This window comes from Pseudomonas sp. GM55 (genome assembly GCF_000282395.1).
Taxonomy (GTDB): domain Bacteria; phylum Pseudomonadota; class Gammaproteobacteria; order Pseudomonadales; family Pseudomonadaceae; genus Aquipseudomonas; species Aquipseudomonas fluorescens_CC.
The window spans coordinates 46,997-65,103 of record NZ_AKJJ01000050.1 but is presented as its reverse complement, the minus strand read 5'-3'; the positions used below and the strand labels follow the sequence as shown (position 1 = coordinate 65,103).

The 18,107-nt window shown below is 60.9% G+C and carries 12 protein-coding genes; 2 read left to right on the top strand and 10 right to left on the bottom strand.

The window, feature by feature from the left end; all coding sequences use genetic code 11:
- From selA to fdnG, 5 genes are all read right to left on the bottom strand, one after another.
- On the bottom strand, positions 1–780 hold a 780-nt coding region (gene selA / locus PMI31_RS13895), incomplete at its 3' end, for an L-seryl-tRNA(Sec) selenium transferase (RefSeq protein WP_008018694.1).
- A gap of 51 nt (positions 781–831) precedes the next feature.
- The gene (gene fdhE / locus PMI31_RS13890; RefSeq protein ID WP_008018693.1) at positions 832–1,758 is read right to left on the bottom strand and encodes a formate dehydrogenase accessory protein FdhE; all 927 of its coding nucleotides are present in this window, start codon (positions 1,756–1,758) and stop codon (positions 832–834) included.
- A gap of 3 nt (positions 1,759–1,761) precedes the next feature.
- On the bottom strand, positions 1,762–2,427 hold the full coding sequence (locus PMI31_RS13885) for a formate dehydrogenase subunit gamma (RefSeq protein ID WP_008018692.1): 666 nt from the start codon (positions 2,425–2,427) through the stop codon (positions 1,762–1,764).
- Positions 2,424–3,359: a formate dehydrogenase subunit beta gene (fdxH, locus tag PMI31_RS13880; protein WP_008018691.1), complete on the bottom strand. Its 936-nt coding sequence runs from the start codon at positions 3,357–3,359 to the stop codon at positions 2,424–2,426. The genes PMI31_RS13885 and fdxH overlap by 4 nt, the downstream gene beginning before the upstream one ends.
- On the bottom strand, positions 3,360–6,425 hold the full coding sequence (gene fdnG, locus PMI31_RS13875) for a formate dehydrogenase-N subunit alpha (RefSeq protein ID WP_157213276.1): 3,066 nt from the start codon (positions 6,423–6,425) through the stop codon (positions 3,360–3,362).
- A 347-nt stretch (positions 6,426–6,772) separates the two neighbouring features.
- On the opposite strand from fdnG, the gene PMI31_RS13865 reads away from it, so the two are divergent.
- Positions 6,773–7,927 (top strand): MalY/PatB family protein, encoded by a 1,155-nt coding sequence (locus PMI31_RS13865; protein WP_008018688.1) that lies wholly within the window; start codon positions 6,773–6,775, stop codon positions 7,925–7,927.
- A 117-nt stretch (positions 7,928–8,044) separates the two neighbouring features.
- Here the strand turns inward: PMI31_RS13865 and PMI31_RS13860 are convergent, their stop codons facing one another.
- From PMI31_RS13860 to PMI31_RS13850, 3 genes are read right to left on the bottom strand one after another with little or no spacing between them, the layout of a single operon-like run.
- Positions 8,045–9,964, bottom strand: a complete 1,920-nt coding sequence (locus PMI31_RS13860; protein ID WP_008018687.1) for a hybrid sensor histidine kinase/response regulator — start codon at positions 9,962–9,964, stop codon at positions 8,045–8,047.
- A gap of 13 nt (positions 9,965–9,977) precedes the next feature.
- Complete coding sequence (locus tag PMI31_RS13855; RefSeq protein ID WP_008018686.1) at positions 9,978–12,266, bottom strand: ATP-dependent DNA helicase; 2,289 nt, start codon at positions 12,264–12,266, stop codon at positions 9,978–9,980.
- Positions 12,263–13,930, bottom strand: a complete 1,668-nt coding sequence (locus PMI31_RS13850; protein WP_008018684.1) for a VRR-NUC domain-containing protein — start codon at positions 13,928–13,930, stop codon at positions 12,263–12,265. Before PMI31_RS13850 ends, PMI31_RS13855 begins: the two co-directional genes overlap by 4 nt.
- A gap of 191 nt (positions 13,931–14,121) precedes the next feature.
- On the opposite strand from PMI31_RS13850, the gene PMI31_RS13845 reads away from it, so the two are divergent.
- A complete protein-coding gene (locus PMI31_RS13845; protein ID WP_008018683.1) occupies positions 14,122–14,346 on the top strand; it encodes a YgdI/YgdR family lipoprotein in 225 nt (74 codons plus the stop codon).
- Between the two features lie 96 nt (positions 14,347–14,442).
- Here PMI31_RS13845 and PMI31_RS13840 read toward each other — a convergent pair whose 3' ends face one another.
- Positions 14,443–16,296 (bottom strand): polyurethane esterase, encoded by a 1,854-nt coding sequence (locus PMI31_RS13840; protein WP_008018682.1) that lies wholly within the window; start codon positions 16,294–16,296, stop codon positions 14,443–14,445.
- 104 nt (positions 16,297–16,400) lie between these two features.
- Positions 16,401–18,101, bottom strand: a complete 1,701-nt coding sequence (locus PMI31_RS13835; RefSeq protein ID WP_008018681.1) for a polyurethane esterase — start codon at positions 18,099–18,101, stop codon at positions 16,401–16,403.
- Positions 18,102–18,107: the final 6 nt, after the last annotated feature.

Below are 18,107 nucleotides of genomic sequence, written 5' to 3'. Positions count from 1 at the left end.
AAAAAAAAAAAAAAAAAAGCCGTGCCGGTGTGCCAGTTGCGCCAGTTCGGCGGTCGGCACGCTCGTGGTGAAGCCTTGAATGCTGTAGTTGCTCGCATGCACGCGCATGATCAAACCGCTGCGCGGGCCGATGGCGGCCTCGTAGTCGCGGGCATGGGTGCGGTTGGTGGTGCCGACCTCAACCAGCTTCACCCCGGCACGGGCCATGATGTCGGGAATGCGGAAGGCGCCGCCGATTTCAATCAGTTCGCCGCGGGAAATAATCCCTTCCTTGCGCGCGCCCAGGCTGTTGAGGGTCAGCAAGACCGCTGCGGCATTGTTGTTGACCACGGTCACCGCTTCGGCGCCGGTCAGTTCGCGGATCAAGCCTTCGATCAGGTCGTCGCGGTCACCGCGCTTGCCACTGCGCAGGTCAAATTCCAGGTTGAGCGGATAGCGGGCAGCCATTTGCAGCGCCTCGATCGCTTCCTCGGGCAACAACGCCCGCCCCAGGTTGGTGTGCAGCACCGTGCCGGTGAGGTTGAACACCCGACGTACATGGCTGCGATGCTCGGTTGCCAATCGTTCGCCGACCCTGCCGGCCAGCACTTCAGCGCTGACTTCTACAGGCTTGAGCAAACCTTGCTGCACCCCGTCGCGCAACTCATCCAGCAACAGCCGCAAGGCCGTCAGCAGGATGTCGCGGCCATAGCGCTCGGCCAACGGCTGGAACGCCGGGTGACGCAACAAACTGTCGATGGAAGGTAGACGCAAGGATTGGCTGGCACCACGTGCAGACATCTGGCGCTCCTCAAAACAAATGACCGTCGCGCCAGAGTGTAGACGCTGCGGTTACTCGTCTCCCGGCGCCAGCAACAGATTCGGTGCCAAACGCTGATAACCGTCCTGGGCCAGGCGCATGTCGAGCATCAGGCTGGACAGGTCTGCCGACAGTGCTTCGGCGTCCGCATCGTTTTCCAGATAGAGCAGCTTCAGATAGCTGTTGCAACCGGGGCAGACTTCGGCGCGCAACGGCGCCTGGTTGGCGGCATGCCGGTCATCTGCGAGGCTTAGGTATTCCAGGCCCTTGCTCTGCTCGCAATACACGCACTTGACCCGCACCACATGCCACTCGCAGGCGCACAGCGAACAGACCAGATAACGCAAGCCGTTGTGCTTGCCGCGATGGCGGATGACCCCGGCCATGGCCGGCGAGCCACAGGCCGGGCACTGGCTGAGGCTGTCGCCTGGGGTCAGAGCCAGGTTCGGTGTACTCAACAGCCAGTGACTCCACGCCGTTTGCAACGCCGCACCAAGAAACGGCACCAGCGCCGCCGGCACCAGCGAATACTGGCCGCTGAGCAACGCCACCGCCCAGGCGCGGCGTTGCCCGGCACCGGCCAGGCGCAAGGTTTGCACGGCATCGGCCACGGCGGATTGTGGCGGTGCGCTATAGCGCTGCAGCAAGGCATCGAGATAAAGCTGCCAATCGTCTTCGCGTGCCAGGCTGTCGGCCGCGAACGGCGGCAGGCCGTGTTGCTGGCACAATTCGATGCGTTGCCGGTCGAGGGGCTCGCCAAGCGGGGGGTCGTCCAGCACCTGTTGCTGCACCCGGCACAACCCGGCAATCAGGCGCAGGTAATCGGCCAGCGAGTGCCCTTCGGCCAGCGTTTCCAGGCGCTGGGCGCGCAGGCTGAACAGGTTATGCGGTGGCATGTACAGAAACGGCGGCGAACTGGCCGCCGCTTCGATTTCTCCGGGTTCGAGGATGGTTGGCAAATGTCAGCCCTTTTTGGTGATCGGTCGCTCGGATGCTTCGTCGCGGGTCTCATCTTGAGTCACTTGGCGATACCAGAGTTCGTGGTGTTTCCTCGCCCAGCCACGGCTGACCCGGCCGTGCAACATGGCGCTGACCGAGCCTTTGATCCAGATCCCCGCATAGATGTGCACGATGATGCTCAAGATCAGCACAAAAGCGGCCAACGCATGCAGCAACATCGCCCAGCGTATCGTGGTGATGCCGAACCAGTCGCTGAAGTACGCACGCCAGATCACCAGACCGCTCAACAGCAGCACCAGCATGCACAGCAGTAAAGTCCAGAACAGCAGCTTCTGCCCGGGGTTGTATTTGCCGATGGGCGGCACGCCCTCCTCTTTGTTCAGCATCACCCGGTCGATGCGCTTGAGCCACAGGCGATCATTGGCGATGAAGTAGTTGGCACGCCAGAAGCGCAACACCAGGCCGAGGAACAGCACGAACATCAGTACGCCCATGAACGGGTGGAGGATGCGTGTCCAGGGTCCGCCGCCGAACAGGTTGCTCAGCCAGAACAGCGCCGGGTGGAACAGCGCCAGCCCGGACAATCCGGCCATGAAAAACAGGATTGCCACCAGCCAATGATTGGTGCGCTGGTTGCTGGTGTAGCGCAGGATCGTCTTGTTGCTCATGGCCTGCCCTCCCCACGGGGATCGAAGGTATGCACCGACGGATCGACTTCGTGCACTGCGTTGTCCGGCGGGGCCGGATACTCATCCTCTTCGACGATTTGCGGGCCGACGCGCACGTAGTGGAAGAACCCGGCCAGCACCGCTGCGCCCATGGCCAGCAGCGCCAACGGCTTGCTCATGCCTTTCCACAGCCCTACCAGCGGACTGATCGCCGGGTGATCGGGCAATCCGGCGTACAGTCTTGGCGTATCGGCGTGGTGCAACACGTACATCACGTGGGTGCCGCCGACGCCTTCGGGGTCGTACAGACCAGCGTTTTCAAAGCCCCGGCTCTTGAGGTCGACGATACGCTCGGCGGCATGCTCCTTCATGTCGTCCTTGGAGCCGAACACGATGGCACCGGTCGGACAGGTTTTCACGCAGGCCGGTTCCAGCCCTACCGCCACCCGGTCCGAACACAGAGTGCATTTGTAGGCCTTGTGGTCCTTTTGCGAGATCCGTGGAATGTTGAACGGACACCCGGTGATGCAGTAGCCGCAGCCGATGCAATGGTCCTGGTTGAAATCGACGATGCCATTGGCGTGCTTGATGATCGCGCCGGGGCTGGGGCAAGCTGCCAGGCAACCGGGCTCGGCGCAGTGCATGCAGCCATCCTTGCGGATCAGCCATTCGAGGTTGCCGGCATCGGTCTCGTGCTCGGTGAAGCGCATCAGCGTCCAGGTTTCTGCGGTGAGGTCCTGCGGGTTGTCGTAGGTGCCATGGTTGTGACCGACCTCGTCCCGCAGTTCGTTCCATTCCGAGCAGGCGACCTGGCAAGCCTTGCAGCCGATGCATTTAGTGGTGTCGATCAGCTTGGCGACTTCCTCCAGCTGGCGTACCGAGGACGGTACGGTGGTGGTGGCCGAACGGGCGATGATGTCTTGGCTGGCCATTTAGACTTTCTCCACGTTGACCAGGAATGACTTGGATTCCGGGGTCTGGGTGTTGCCATCGCCGAGGAACGGCACCAGGGTGTTGGTCAGGTAACCGTGCCGCGTGAGCCCGGTGAACCCCCAGTGCAGCGGTATGCCGATCTGGTGCACCACCTGATTGTTGACCTGCAGCGGACGAATCCGCTTGGTCACCACGGCCACCGCTTCAATGAAGCCGCGCTTGCTGCTGACCCGCACCCGGTCGCCGGCGACGATGCCTTTTTCCTTGGCCAGCACTTCGCCGATTTCCACGAACTGCTCGGGCTGGGCAATCGCGTTGAGCTTGCAATGCTTGCTCCAGAAGTGGAAATGCTCGGTCAGCCGGTAACTGGTGGCGGCGTACGGATAATCCTTGGCCACGCCGAGGGAATCCCAGACCGAATCGAAGATCCGCGCCGCCGGGTTGCTGGTGGCTTTCTTGTTTTGCGGGTGCAGCGGGTTGATGCCGATCGGTGTCTCGAACGGCTCGTAGTGCTCAGGGAACGGGCCTTCGTTCATCTTGTCGACGGCGAAGAATCGCGCCACACCTTCGGGGTTCATGATGAATGGATTCATCCCTGCTTCCGGCGGCACGTCGACCTTGTAGTCCGGCACATCGGTGCCGGCCCAGGTTTTGCCGTTCCACCACACCAGGCGTTTTTTCGGATCCCACGGTTTGCCTTGCAGGTCCGCCGAGGCGCGGTTGTAGAGAATCCGCCGGTTGGCCGGCCACGCCCAGGCCCAGCCCTGATGCTGGTGCATGCCGTACGGGTCGCTGTTGTCGCGGCGGGCCATCTGGTTGCCCAGCTCGGTCCAGCTGCCACAGAAAATCCAGCAGCCGGACGCCGTGCTGCCGTCATCCTTGAGCTGGCCAAACCCGGCCAGTTGCGAATTGCCCTTGATCGCCGCCCCCGTGGCGTCGGTGAAGTCAGTGGTGGCGTAGCCGTTAATTTCCTTGGCCAACTCCTCGGGCGATGGTTCGCTCGGGATCTTGTACGGCCACGACAGTTTGAGCAGCGGATCGGGGTACTTGCCGCCTTCGGCCTGATAGCGCTGGCGCAGGCGCACGAACAGCTCGCTCATGATGCGGATGTCGGTCTGCGCTTCACCCGGCCCGTCGGCGCCCTTCCAGTGCCATTGCAGCCAGCGACTGCTGTTGACGAGCGAGCCGTCCTCCTCGGCAAAGCAGGTGGTGGGCAGGCGAATGACTTCGGTCTGGATGTCGGCACTCTTCACATCGTTGTACGACCCGACATTGCGCCAGAATTCCGAGGTTTCGGTGGCCAACGGGTCCATCACCACCAGCCACTTCAGTTTGGCCAGTGCCGCGGTCACGCGGTTTTTGTCCGGCAACGCGGCAATCGGGTTGAAGCCCTGGCACAGGTAACCGTTGACCTTGCCCTGGCCCATCAAATCAAACACCTTGAGGATGTCGTATTGGGGAATGTCCAGTTTCGGCAGGTAGTCGTAGGCCCAGTTGTTCTCGGCCGTGGCGTTGGCGCCGTACCAGGCTTTCATCAGGCTGACGTGGAATTTGCCGTAGTTCTGCCAATAGGACAGTTGCCCCGGACGCAATGGTTTCTGCGTGCGCTTGACGATGTAGGCGTTGTAATCCTGTTCGGCATCGCCGGGTAGCGAGAGGTATCCCGGCAGTGAGTTGGACAACAGCCCCAGGTCTGTCAGCCCCTGGATGTTGGAGTGCCCGCGCAAGGCATTCACGCCCCCGCCCGGCATGCCGACGTTGCCCAGCAGCAATTGCACCATAGCCGCGCTGCGGATCATCTGCGCGCCAGTCGAGTGCTGGGTCCAGCCCAGCGCATAGAGGATGGTCATGGTCTTGCCCGGTTGCGAGCAAGTGGCGATTTCCTCCCAGATTTTCTGCATGGCATCGACCGGCATGCCACAAATCTGGCTCGCCAGCTCTTTGCTGTAGCGGCTGTAATGCTGCTTCATCAACTGATAGACACAACGTGGGTCTTGCAGGGTCGGATCGACCTTGGCAAAGCCGTCCTCGCCCAGTTCATAACCCCAGCCGGACTTGTCGGTGTACAGGCGCTTGGCCGCGTCGTAGCCGCTGAAGATCCCGTCCTCGAAGCCATAGCCGGCTTTGACGATGAACGACACGTCGGTGTAGTTGCGCACGTACTCGTGCTGGATCTTGTCCTCGGTCAGCAGGTAATTGATCAGCCCGCCCATGAAGGCGATGTCGGTGCCGGTACGGATCGGCGCGTAATAGTCGGCCACCGAGGCGGTCCGGGTAAAACGCGGATCGACCACGATCAGCCGCGCCTTGTTGTGCGCCTTGGCCTCGGTCACCCATTTGAAGCCGCACGGGTGCGCTTCTGCTGCGTTGCCGCCCATCACCAGAACCAGATTCGCGTTGGCGATATCGGTCCAGGTATTGGTCATGGCACCACGGCCGTACGTCGGGGCAAGACTTGCCACCGTCGGGCCGTGTCAGACACGCGCCTGGTTATCGAACCCCAGCATGCCGAGACTGCGAACCACCTTGTGGGTGATGTAGCCCGCTTCACTGGAGGCCGCCGATGCCGCGAGGAAACCGGTGGTCAGCCAGCGGTTCACCGTTTGGCCCTGAGCGTTCTTCTCGATGAAGTTGGCGTCGCGGTCGGCCTTCATCAGGTCGGCGACGCGATCGAGCGCTTCCTCCCAGGAGATGCGGGTCCACTCGGTGCTGCCGGGTTTGCGCATCTGCGGGTATTGCAGGCGGCCTGGGCTGTGAATGAAGTCCAGCAGGCCTGCGCCTTTGGGGCAAAGGGTGCCGCGGTTGACCGGGTGGTCGGCGTCGCCTTCGATATGGATGATGTTTTGCGCGACATTCTTCGCCGTATCGCCCTGGCTGTACATGATCAAGCCGCAACCGACCGAGCAATACGGGCAGGTGTTGCGGGTTTCATGGGTGTGGGCGAGCTTGAAGTGACGCACCTGTTCGGCAAAGGCTGGCGTCGGGGCCATGCCCAACGCGCCCAGGCTAGAGCCTGCAAGGCCGATGCCGGCGACCTTGAAGAACTGACGACGGCTGAGATCCATCGTGCACTCCTGATCAGGTGGCGCCCGGTACATGGCCGGGCTTTTTTGAACAACCACGGTCGCGGCAGTCTGGCTGCCGACACTACAAACTGTAGTCAATGCTGTCGAATTCACCATGACAGCCGACCGTCGGGCCTCAATCCTGCAGCACAAACAAAACCTGTGGGAGCGGGCTTGCCCGCGAAGGCGTAGTGTCAGCCAACACCCATGCTGGATCTGCCGACCTCTTCGCGGGCAAGCCCGCTCCCACAGGGATAGTGTTTGCCGCCTTCGCGAGCAAGCTCGCTCCTACAGGGGTTAGGCGATTATCATGGCGCCATAACCAACCTGCCGTTACGAGACCCCGCATGACTTTCGATTTTGATCAGGTGTTCGACCGCCACAACACCGGCAGTACCAAGTGGAGCCGCTACCCGGCCGACGTGTTGCCGATGTGGGTCGCCGACATGGATTTTGCTGCGCCGCCGGTGATCATCCAGGCCCTGCAAAAGCGCCTGGAACACCCGATGGTCGGCTACAGCGTGGCCCAGGATGACCTGCGCGAGGCGATCGTTGCCGACCTCTGGAACAAATACGCCTGGCGCGTCGAGCCCCAGGAGCTGATTTTCCTGCCGGGCGTCGAGTCGGGCTTCAACATGGCATTGAAGGCCCTGGTGCAGCCGCAACAGAACGTCGTCGTGCAGGTTCCGAACTACCCGCCGCTGCGCCACGCACCCGGGCATTGGGGCTTGAACAAGGTCGAGCTGAATTTCGAAGCGCAAGCCGACGGCACCTACGTTACGCCGCTGGATGCCTTGAGCCAGTCACTGCAAGGCGGTGGCGCACTGCTGCTGAGCAACCCGCATAACCCGCTGGGCAAGGCCTTCCCCCGCGCAGAACTGCAAGCCATTGCCGACATCTGCCTTGAGCATGATGCCTGGATCATTTCCGACGAGATCCACGCCGAGTTGTGCTTCGATGGCCGCACGCACATTCCGATGGCTACCCTCAGCCCGCAAATCGCCCAGCGCACCATCACGCTGATGTCGGCGAGCAAGGCCTACAACATCGCCGGCCTGAAAACCTCGTTCATGATCATCCAGGACCGCCACCTGCGCGAGAAGGTCAACCACGCCCGTTGCGGCATGGTCGACAGTGTCAATCCGCTGGGCATGGAAGCCACCCGCGTTGCCTACAGCGAAGCCGCGCCATGGCTGGCCGCGCTGAAGGTCTACCTGCAGGGCAACCGCGATTTCCTCGCCGAGGCCGTGCGCACCCGCCTGCCGGGCATCACCATGAACCTGCCGCAAAGCACCTACCTGGCATGGCTCGACTGCACGGCACTGAGGCTGGACAACCCGCAGCAGTTCTTCCTGGAACAGGCCAGGGTCGGTTTGAGCGCCGGCCTGGACTTCGGCGATGACTGCAAGCAGTTCGTGCGCCTGAATTTCGGCTGCCCTCGGTCGCTGCTGGAAGAAGGCATTGCGCGGATGGAGCGCAGTTTGCGCCAGCTCAGGGCCTGATATCCCCCTGTAGGAGCGAGCTCGCTCGCGATGGTGTGTCAGTCGACACTCACTCAGCTGACACTCCATCGCGAGCAAGCTCGCTCCTACAAACACCTGGCAATCTGGCCTACCGCGTCACTTCATCGCCAAGGCAATGACTTCCACCAGGTTGAGTTGGGTAAAAGGTTTCGACAAACGTGGCAGATGGGCGGCAAGGCCTTCCAGCCTTTCGGCATAACCGGTGGCGAGGATGATCGGCACGCTCGGTCGCATGATCCTGATGGTATTGGCCAGTTGCGCGCCATTCATCTGCGGCATGGCCATGTCGGTGATGACCAGATCAATATCCGGTTCACTTTCAAACAGCTCCAGCGCCGTGGCACCGGAGGCCGCACTGATGACCCGGTGCCCGAGGTCCTCGAGCAGCAGGCTGGTGCTGGTCAACACCAGGCTGTCATCGTCCACCACCAGTACGCACAGGCGAGGCACCGTCACGGCCAACGTTTTGGCGACCGGTTGGGCGGCCGAATCACTGGCGGCGACCGGTAACCAGAGTTCGGCGGTCGTACCCTGGTGCTTCTGGCTTTTGAGGATGAAGCGCCCACCCAATTGCTCGATAAAGCCGTGGACCATCGACAACCCCAGGCCCGTGCCTTTACCCACGCCCTTGGTGGTAAAGAACGGGTCCATCGCCGAGGCCAGCGTGGTTTCGTCCATGCCCTCGCCCGTATCGGCAATACTCAGGCAAACGTAACGCCCCGCCGCCAGGGATGAGCTGGCGCTGTCCGTCACTTCATGGGTACTGGCACTGAAGATGAGGGTCCCGCCGTGAGGCATGGCATCGCGTGCATTGGTCGCCAGGTTCAGGACCGCCAGTTCCAGCTGGTTGAGGTCAGCCATCACGGGGTCGAGCCCCTCGGGAAAACGCGTTTCGATTTTCACCGAAGGCCCGAGGGAGCTGCGCAATAGCCCGGAAATGCCGTCCACCAATGCCGGTATCCGCACCGGTTCCGACTTGAGCTCCTGACGTCGGGCAAACGCCAGCATGCGCTGAGTCAGGGAAACACCGCGCAAGGCACCCTGGGTGGCATTGTCGATCAAACGGATTATTTTTGGATCGTCCGTCACCCGTTTGCGCAGGATTTCCAGATTGCCAAGGATCACCGTCAGCAGGTTGTTGAAATCGTGAGCGATCCCGCCGCTGAGCTGGCCGATGGCCTGCATTTTCTGCGCCTGGAACAAGGCCTCCCGGGTTTGCTCCAGCGCCTGCTGCGCTTGCGTGACTTCAGTGATATCGCGGGTAATCTTGGCAAAACCGAGCAAGGTGCCGGTGTCGCCCCAGATCGGGTCGACAATGACATGAGCGAGGAACCGCGTACCGTCCTTGCGCATCCTCCAGCCCTTGTTTTCAAAGCGCCCTTCACGAACGGCGATGTCCAGCGTCCGTTGTGGCTCGCGGGCTTCGCGATCCTCCGGGGTATAAAACATCGAAAAATGCTGGCCAATGACTTCTTCCGGCAAGTAACCCTTGATGCGCTGGGCGCCAGGATTCCAGTTGCTCACGCGTCCGTCCGGCGAAAGCATATAGATCGCGTAGTCAGTAACGCTCTGCACCAGCAGGCGGAATTGCTGCTCGCTCTGTTTGAGGACTTCCTCGGCCATTTTGCGATCGGTCAGGTCCCGGGTGATCTTGGCGAAACCCAGTAACGTGCCCGACGGGTCGAGAATCGGATCGATGACCACATGGGACCAGAAACGCGTGCCGTCCTTGCGTACGCGCCAGCCTTCCCCCTCGAACCGCCCTTCGCGAATGGCCGTGTCCAGTGCCCGCTGGGGCAAGCCGGCACGGCGATCTTCATCGGTATAGAAACGCGAGAAATGCTGGCCGAGGATCTCGGCTTCCTCATACCCCTTGAAACGCCTCGCACCGGCATTCCAGCTGGTGATGATGCCATCGGGATCAATCATGTAGATCGCGTAGTCGATCACCGCATCGATCAATAGCCGAAAACGACCGTCTTCGATGGCACTGACCCTGGTTCGATCTTCGCTCATTGATCCCACCGCTTCATTGTTTCTCTGGAGTATGCGTCATACCGGGCTTTTGGAAAGTCCACCAACGCGGCAGCAACTGCTTGACCTTGCCCTCGCCAAAACGGTCATCGATCAACATCACCACCCCTTGGTCCTGTTGCGTACGGATGACCCGTCCAGCGGCCTGCACCACTTTCTGTATACCGGGAAACAGGTAAGTGTAATCGTAGCCGGCACCGAAAATCGCGGCCATGCGCCGTTTCAACTGCTCGTTGACCGGGTTCAGCTGTGCCAGCCCCAACGTGGCGATAAATGCGCCGATCAACCGGGCACCTGGCAAATCGATGCCTTCACCAAAGGCCCCGCCCAGTACCGCAAAGCCGACACCCTGGCCGTCGGCGTGGAATTGATCGAGAAACTGCTGACGTTGCGCTTCGCCCATGCCTCGGGACTGCGACCACAGACTGATGTGCGGATGTTTCTCGGCGAGTAACTGCGCCACCTGCTGCAAATAATCGAAACTGCTGAAAAACGCCAGGTAATTGCCGGGGCGTTTGCAGAACTGTCGGGCGATCAAGTCCACGATCGGTTCGAGAGAGGACTGGCGATGGACGAACCGCGTGGAGATCTGGTTGACGATGTGCACTTGCAGTTGATCGGCGTGAAACGGCGACTCGACGTCGATACACACCGTGTCCGCCGGTGTTCCCAGTAAATCGGCGTAATAGTGCCGGGGGCTGAGGGTCGCGGAAAACAGCACCGTGCTGCGCGCGGCCGTCAGGCGCGGGCGGATGAACCCGGCGGGTACCACATTGCGCAGGCACAGCTGCGAGAGATTGCGCTTGCGCTCGAGGTCACGCTTGCTGATGTCGAACAGGAACTGCTCATCGAACAGTTCGGCCACCCGGCAAAAATGCAGCATGTCGAAGTAGAAGCCCTGCAGTGTGCTGTCCAGCCCTTGTGGGTGATCGTTCAGGTAGTCACCGATGCTGGCGCTGCACGATGACAGTGCCTGAAGGAGCTTTTCCGGCGCCTTGTCATAGGCCTGGTAGGCGCCGGTTTGCGCGTTATGCAGGGCATTCCACTCGCGGTTGACCCGCTGCATCGGCTTTTTCAGCACTTCGGGTGCGGTCTTGCGCACGCCGTTGAAGGTCGCCTGATCTAGGTTGGCGCTGTACATCTGCCGGCCGCGTTCCACCAGGTTATGGGCTTCGTCGACCAGCACCGCGACTTTCCAGTTGTTGGCCTGGGCCAGACCGAACAGCAGCGCGCTGAAGTCGAAGTAATAGTTGTAGTCGGCAACCACCACGTCGGCCCAGCGCGCCATTTCCTGGCTCAGGTAATACGGGCAGATGTCGTGGGCCAGAGCGACCTCGCGCAAGGCGCTCTGGTTCAACAGGCTCAGTTGACTGGCCACCTGCCGTGCGGCGGGCAGGCGATCGTAGAAACCCCGGGCCAGTGGACAGGACTCGCCGTGGCAGGCTTTGTCCGGGTGTTCGCAGGCCTTGTCCCGGGCGATCATCTCCAGCACCCGCAACGGCGGCGAATCGGCGCAGGCAAGAATCACTTGCGCGGCGTCCAGGGCCAGTTTGCGTCCCGGGGTTTTCGCCGTGAGGAAGAACACTTTGTCCAGTTGCTGCGGCGCCAGCGCTTTGAGCACGGGAAACAAGGTGCCCAGGGTTTTACCGATGCCAGTGGGTGCCTGTGCCATCAGGCAGCGCCCCGTACTGACCGCCTTGAACACCGACTCGGCCAAGTGGCGCTGCCCCGGCCGAAAGTCGGCGTGGGGAAACGCCAGATGCTGCGCCGCGAGATTGCGCCCGTCGCGATGGGCGACTTCCTGTTGCGCCCATTGGAGGAAATTTGCGCAGTGCCGCTCGAAGAACTGTTGCAGTTGCGCGGCCTCGAAGGGCTCGACCAGGCAGGTTTCCTTTTCGCTGACGATGTCGAAATACACCAGCGCAAGGTTGATCTGTGGCAGATCCAGTTTGCGGCACATCAACCAGCCGTAGATCTTGGCCTGGGCCCAATGCAATTGACGGTGGTTGGCCGGTTGTTTGCTCAAGTCACCGCGGTAGGTCTTGACCTCTTCCAGGCAGTTTTGCCCAGGGTCATAACCATCCGCCCTGCCCTTGACCGTCAGTGTCTGATACTGGCCTTCAAGAGCGACTTCGCTTTGATAGCCCTCGCTGCGCCGCGATGCCACTGTACGGTGCCCGACGATGCCCTCCAGCGCGGTCGGCGAAGGTGTGAAGCGCAGGTCGAGGTCGCCAGTCTTGGCGGTGAATTCACACAGCACCCGAACCGCGATGCTGTAGCTCAAGCGCCCTGCTCCGCCCATTGCACATAACACACGGCAACCGGCATCTGGTGTTCATGGCAGAACTCCAGCCAGCGCAGCTGGTTATCCTGCAGGCGATCCCCCGGGCCTTTGACTTCGATCATGCGGTAGGTCTTTTGCTGCGGCCAGAACTGGATCAGGTCCGGCATGCCGGCGCGATTGGCCTTGATGTCCAGCAACAAGCGGTTGAACCAATGTTTGAGGTGCTCGGCCGGCAAGCAGTCCAGGGCTTGTTCCAGCAGTTCGTCGCTCAGAACGTTCCAGAACACGAAGGGCGACTGCACGCCCCATTTTTCGTCATAGCGCCGTTGAATGGTCGACCGGTATCGCCCATCGTCGAGTTCCGCAAGGCAGGCTTCGAAAAGGTCAGCCCGACGCTCATGGAAGTCTTCGCTGAGCAGGTCCACCGGGGCGCGCTGGAACGGGTGGAAAAAGGCCCCCGGCAACGGCGCAAAAATGGCTGGCCAGCACAGCAGGCCGAACAGTGAATTGATCAGGCTGTTTTCGACGTAATGCACCGGCGCCGAATCTTCCGTCAGGTGCGCTTGAACGTGAAATTCCACCGACATCACCGGGTCGGTCCTGGGCAGTTGCAGTTCCAGACGCAGCATTTCCCGCGCAGACGGACGTTTCACCGGCGGGCCGCCCAGTTTGCGTCGCAGCCGGGGCAACATGCGCAGCAACTGTTGTTGTTCAGCGACGCTTTGTGGTGATTGTTCGGCCTGGGTGGCGAGGTCCAGGGCCCGCTCGTATTCCCCGCAGCGTTCCAGCACGCGGATCGACCGTTGACGTGCGCCGGGGTAGGCACAATGACGGTACAACGCCAGCGCCATGGAGAAATCCGCCATGCGTTCGCAGTGCTGGGCGATCTGGAACAGCAGTTTGTCACGACGTCTTTGCAGCCAGGGGTTGATCAGCGTCAACCCATTGATCTGCTCGACGATGCCGGCCAAGGCCTCACCGGCTTCGAAGCGCTGCTGGCATTGGTGGAGGAACATGCAGGCGTCCACGTCCTCGCGGCTGCGAAAGCCCCGGGAATCAGCGCAGAATTCGACTTTTTCGTAGGTGAAGATACCAAGGTCGGCCAGCACGAACTCGGACCAGTCCTGATAAAGATTGCCGAAAAACATCAAGCGCAAGCGATCGCACAGGCCCATGATGGTCAAACGGAACAAGCGCTCGTTCAGCGACGGACACCACTCACCGAAACTGCGCGCTTCGGGAAACTGCTCGATCAGTGTCGGCAGCCAATCGGTCTTTTTGCCCTTGGGCTGGTCGATGGCGTTGCCAAAATATTGAACGACTTCGGCCTTGAGCAACAGGTCGAACAGCACCTCGACCGACAATGGCAGTTTCTCATCGAGCCACCCCAGTGCCACGAGCGGTTCGGCAGCGCTGGCAATGTCACCGATTTCGGCGTAATGCAGTTTGCTGCACCTGAAATGAATGCCCTTGCGCATCACCATCCTGACCAGCAATGCCCGGGATTCGCGAGACAAATCATTGAAGTCGCGAATGAACCGCTGCTCCTCGACGCTCAACACATCGCCATAGCGATGCTCAAGCCAATCAAGCACTTGCATGAAGTTGTTCAAGTAATAGAACGGATCGTCGAGGGGGTTTTCAGTCACGGGAAAATGGGCCATGGCGAGCGAATACTGGTTATGCGTACAGATACCAGCAACGCCCTCCCCGATGCAATCGGAAAAGGATAGGCGGAAGTGCTGTCAGGTCATTTTTTCCGGCGCGTCGAACTTTCTGTCGATCCATGGCACCAACCGCGCTAGGGGTGCTGTCGCGCGCGACAGTCGCAGCATTTTGAGACTGAGAGGTGGTTATGAACATCAAGACTCTGGGTTTGCCATTGGCGGTAGCGGCCTTTCTGGTGCTGGCCGGTTGCTCGACGCCAACGGTGGTGACCCTGCAGAACGGCACCCAGTATTTGACCAAGGACATGCCGAAAACCAGGACCAAGGATGGCTTCTTCGAATTCGAGGATATTTCCGGGGCGAAAGTGAAAGTCAGGGCCGACGAGGTGACCACGATTCGCAAGGAAGACTGAATTTCGCGTTATCGTTCATCGCGGGCAAGCCCGCTCCCACAGGGTATGCGCCAACCTTGTGGGAGCGGGGGCACCCTTACAGGCGCCGCATCACCCTCAGGCGATCACAATCCCCGCACCCGACAAACTGTCGAGTCCGACCCCGACCAACGTCACCGAATCATCACCAAACGTCAGCACGGTATCCTGCCCCACCACCGTGGCATGGGCCCGGAAGTCGTCGCTCGGCAACACGCCCTGCACCCCGAGAAACACCAGTTTGTCGTTCGCCTGATAGCCCAGCACCCGGTCGTGGCCAAACGCACTGCTGAACAGGAACGTATCGATCCCGCCCCCCGATTCCAGCAAGTCGCTGCCGGCCCCGCCGATCAACACCTCGTTGCCCTTGCCTCCGATCAAATGATCGTTGCCGTCGAGGCCGAACAACCAATCGCCGACCGCCTGTGCCTTGAGCGTATCGTTCCCCGCGCCCCCCTTTATCGACGACGCGTACTGTGTCAGCTGGTTGCCGTCCGCCAGCCCGTTGGCAGTGACGCTGTGGGTCACGTCATCCTTGAACAGCCCCCATAAAAAGCCCGGCTCCTTGCTCATGATGCTGCCGATGTCACGGGTGATACTGATGCCGCCATTGGCATCGCGGATGTACAGGTTGCCGGCGCCGTCGTTGGCAAAGTCGAAGTTTTTCACCGACTGCTGCAAGTCGAGCACGTTGTGCCCCTTGCCGCCCAACAGGATGTTGTAGCCACCGGCATCGCGGAAGGTGTCGTTGCCGTCGCGGCCTTCCAGATAGTCGTTGCCCTTGCCGCCCTGAATCAGATCGTTGCCGTCACTGCCGATAATGAAAGTGCTGCCTTTGTGGGTGTCGGCATTGCGGTTCAGGTCCTGGACCCAGGTGTTGGCTCGCGCCGGGTCCGAGAGGTTGGCAACAATGATGGTCGAGTCTTTGCTGGTGAGGTCGTAGAACCGGGATTCCAGCACCCGGGTCATGCCGTCGCCATAACCGGTCGGCAGGTGGGAAACCCAGGTCGGGATGTTGAGGATGGAAAACGGCAGCAGATTCCATGCGGTCGACGCATAGTGGTCATTGAAGCTGACAATGTTGTTGGTGGCCGAAGCTTGATTGGCATCGTGCACACCGACCGATGCCAGGTTGAACGCCGAACCGTCCAGCGCGCGGAACACCGGATCGTTTTCATAGCCGACGTTCAGCACCTTGTCGCTGCTGCCTTGAGTTGGCGAGGCGTAGGCGATGTAGTTGGAATCCTGGAAGAAGCCGCCCCATTTTTCGCGGCTCAAATCCGCCAGGCTGTTGACTGCCAGCCCGCCGAGGCTATGACCGCTGACCAGCACATCCTTGCCGGACAGGCCGTTGGCCCGGGCAAACGCCGCGACGTCGGCGAGCAGCTTGTCGAAGGCTTCACCCACATAGTTTTTCGCGTAATCCTGTGGGCCCAATGCCGCCAACAGGTCATTGATGACATCGCCTATGGAGTCGCTGATCTGGATTTCACGAGGGCCGCTGGTGCCGCGAAAGGCGACGCCGATTTCCATGAGGTGCCCTTGGGCGTCGTACTTACCGAGGATTTCCACCTGGGCGCTGGTATAGCCGGCCTTTTCGCCGAAGAAGGTTCCCCGTGCATCGACTTTTCCGTCATAGCCCAGCTGCGCGGCCGTGATGGGTGTCCAACCGGCTTTCTGTACCGCGTCCAGTGCGGCTTTTTCCGAATCGGGGTTCCAGGGGATACCCGGAATCACTCCTTGGGAGCCGGTGCCGCCAATCAGCGCGGTCACCAACGTTGCCGGCAGACCCAAGCCAAAGCCGTTGTGCTGGTAACCGGTGGCAAAGCCATTGTCGAGGTTGTGATAAGCGTACAGCGTGATGGCCATCGCATCGGTGAACAACGCTTTGGCGTCTGCAGTGCTCAGGTTCTTGTAGTCGTACACACCCATGGGTATTGCCTCTCTTTTTGTTGGAATTGTCAGAGATTGCTCACGGCCAGGACACCTCGATCGCGGGGTGCCCCGGAACCTCCCGTGCTGTTACAAAAAATCTGTCAGGCAAACACAAAGCCGGAAGTCGACAGGTTATCCAGCACCACCCCGACCAGGGTCACGGAAAAGTCGCCAACCTTCAGCACCGTGTCTTGACCGGCCTGGGAGGCATGCTGTCGGTAGTCATAGCCCTGCCCCGCGCCTTCAACGCCCATGAACACCAGGGTGTCGCTGCCCTGGTAACCGTTGATCGCATCAAATCCGAATGCGCCGCTGAACAGGAAGGTATTGCCGCCGTCTCCGGTGGAATGCATCACGTCGTTGCCATCGCCGCCGACGAAGGTCACGTGCCCCTTGTCGCTGCGTAATACGTCATCGCCGCCGTTGCCGAACAGCCAGTCGCCCCGGACATCGGCCAACAGTGTGTTGCCGAGGGCATCACCGTTTAGCGAATGACTGTAGTGGGTCAGTTCATTGCCGTTTTTCAGGCCGTTGCCGGTGACGGTCCAGGTGATGTCTTTGGCGCTCCACCATGATCCGGACTCCTGGCTCACCAGCGCGCCGATGTCCCGGGTCATGCTGATGCCGCCATAGGCGTCACGCACGAACAACGTGCCATCGCCATCGTTGGCGAAGCTGAAATTCTGCAGAGGCTTGAGCAGTTCGAACGTGTTGTTGCCCTTGCCGCCCAACAGAATGTTGAAGCCGCCATCGTCGCGGAAACGGTCGTCGCCGTCCCGGCCTTCGATGAAGTCATTGCCGAGACCGCCCTTGAGCAGGTCATTGCTGTCGGTGCCGATGATAAACGTGCTGCCCGTGTGCGGCTCGCCGCTGCGCCCGAGGTCCTCGACCCAGGTGGTGCCGCGAGACGACGCCGACAGGTTGGAGACGATCAGGGTCGAATCCTTCCCGGTCAGGTCATAGAAGGCCGAGTCGATCACCCGGTTCAGTCCGTCGGCGTAACCCAGCGATCCATGGGCCGACCAGCTCAGCGGATTGAGAATGCTGAAGGGCACCAGGTTCTGCACGGTGGAGGCGTACTGGTCATTGAAGTTGACGATGTTGTTGGTCGCCGACTCCTGACGACCGTCGTGCTTGCCCAGCGAGCCACTGCCGAAAGTGCTGCCGTCGAGCACACGAAACACCGGGTCATTCTCGTAACCGATGTTCAGCACGTTGTTGCCGGTGGCGCTCTGGGTCGGCGAGGCGAAGGCGATGTAGTTGGCGTCCTTGAAGAAACCGCCCCAGTTATTACCGCTCAACTCCGCCAGGCTGTTGACCCCCAACCCACCGAGACTGTGCCCGCTGACCAGCACGTCCTTGGCGCTCAGACCGTGGGCGATGGCAAACGTGGCGACGTTTTCGAGCAAGGTGTCGAAGGCGTTTTTCGCGTAGTTCGTCGCGTAATCCACCGGGCCGACCGCGGCCAGCAGGCTGTTTTTCATGTCGTTAAAGGTGTTGCTGTAGCCCAGGCCACCGGTTCCACGGAAGGCAATGCCGAGGCCGATCAGTTGCCCTGCCCCGTTGTATTTACCGAGGATTTCGGCTTCGGCGCTGGTGAAGCCGTCCTTCTCGCCATGGAAGGTACCTTGGGCGCCAACCTTGCCCTGATAGCCCAAGGCCGCGGCGCCAATCGGCGCCCAGGCGGTCGCCGGCAGTGGCTGACCGGTGGGCGTGTACGCGTAAAGGGTCAGCGCGATCGCGTCGGAGTACAACGCCTTGCCAGCCGCACTGCCGGCTTTTTTGTAATCAAACAGTCCCATGTTGTT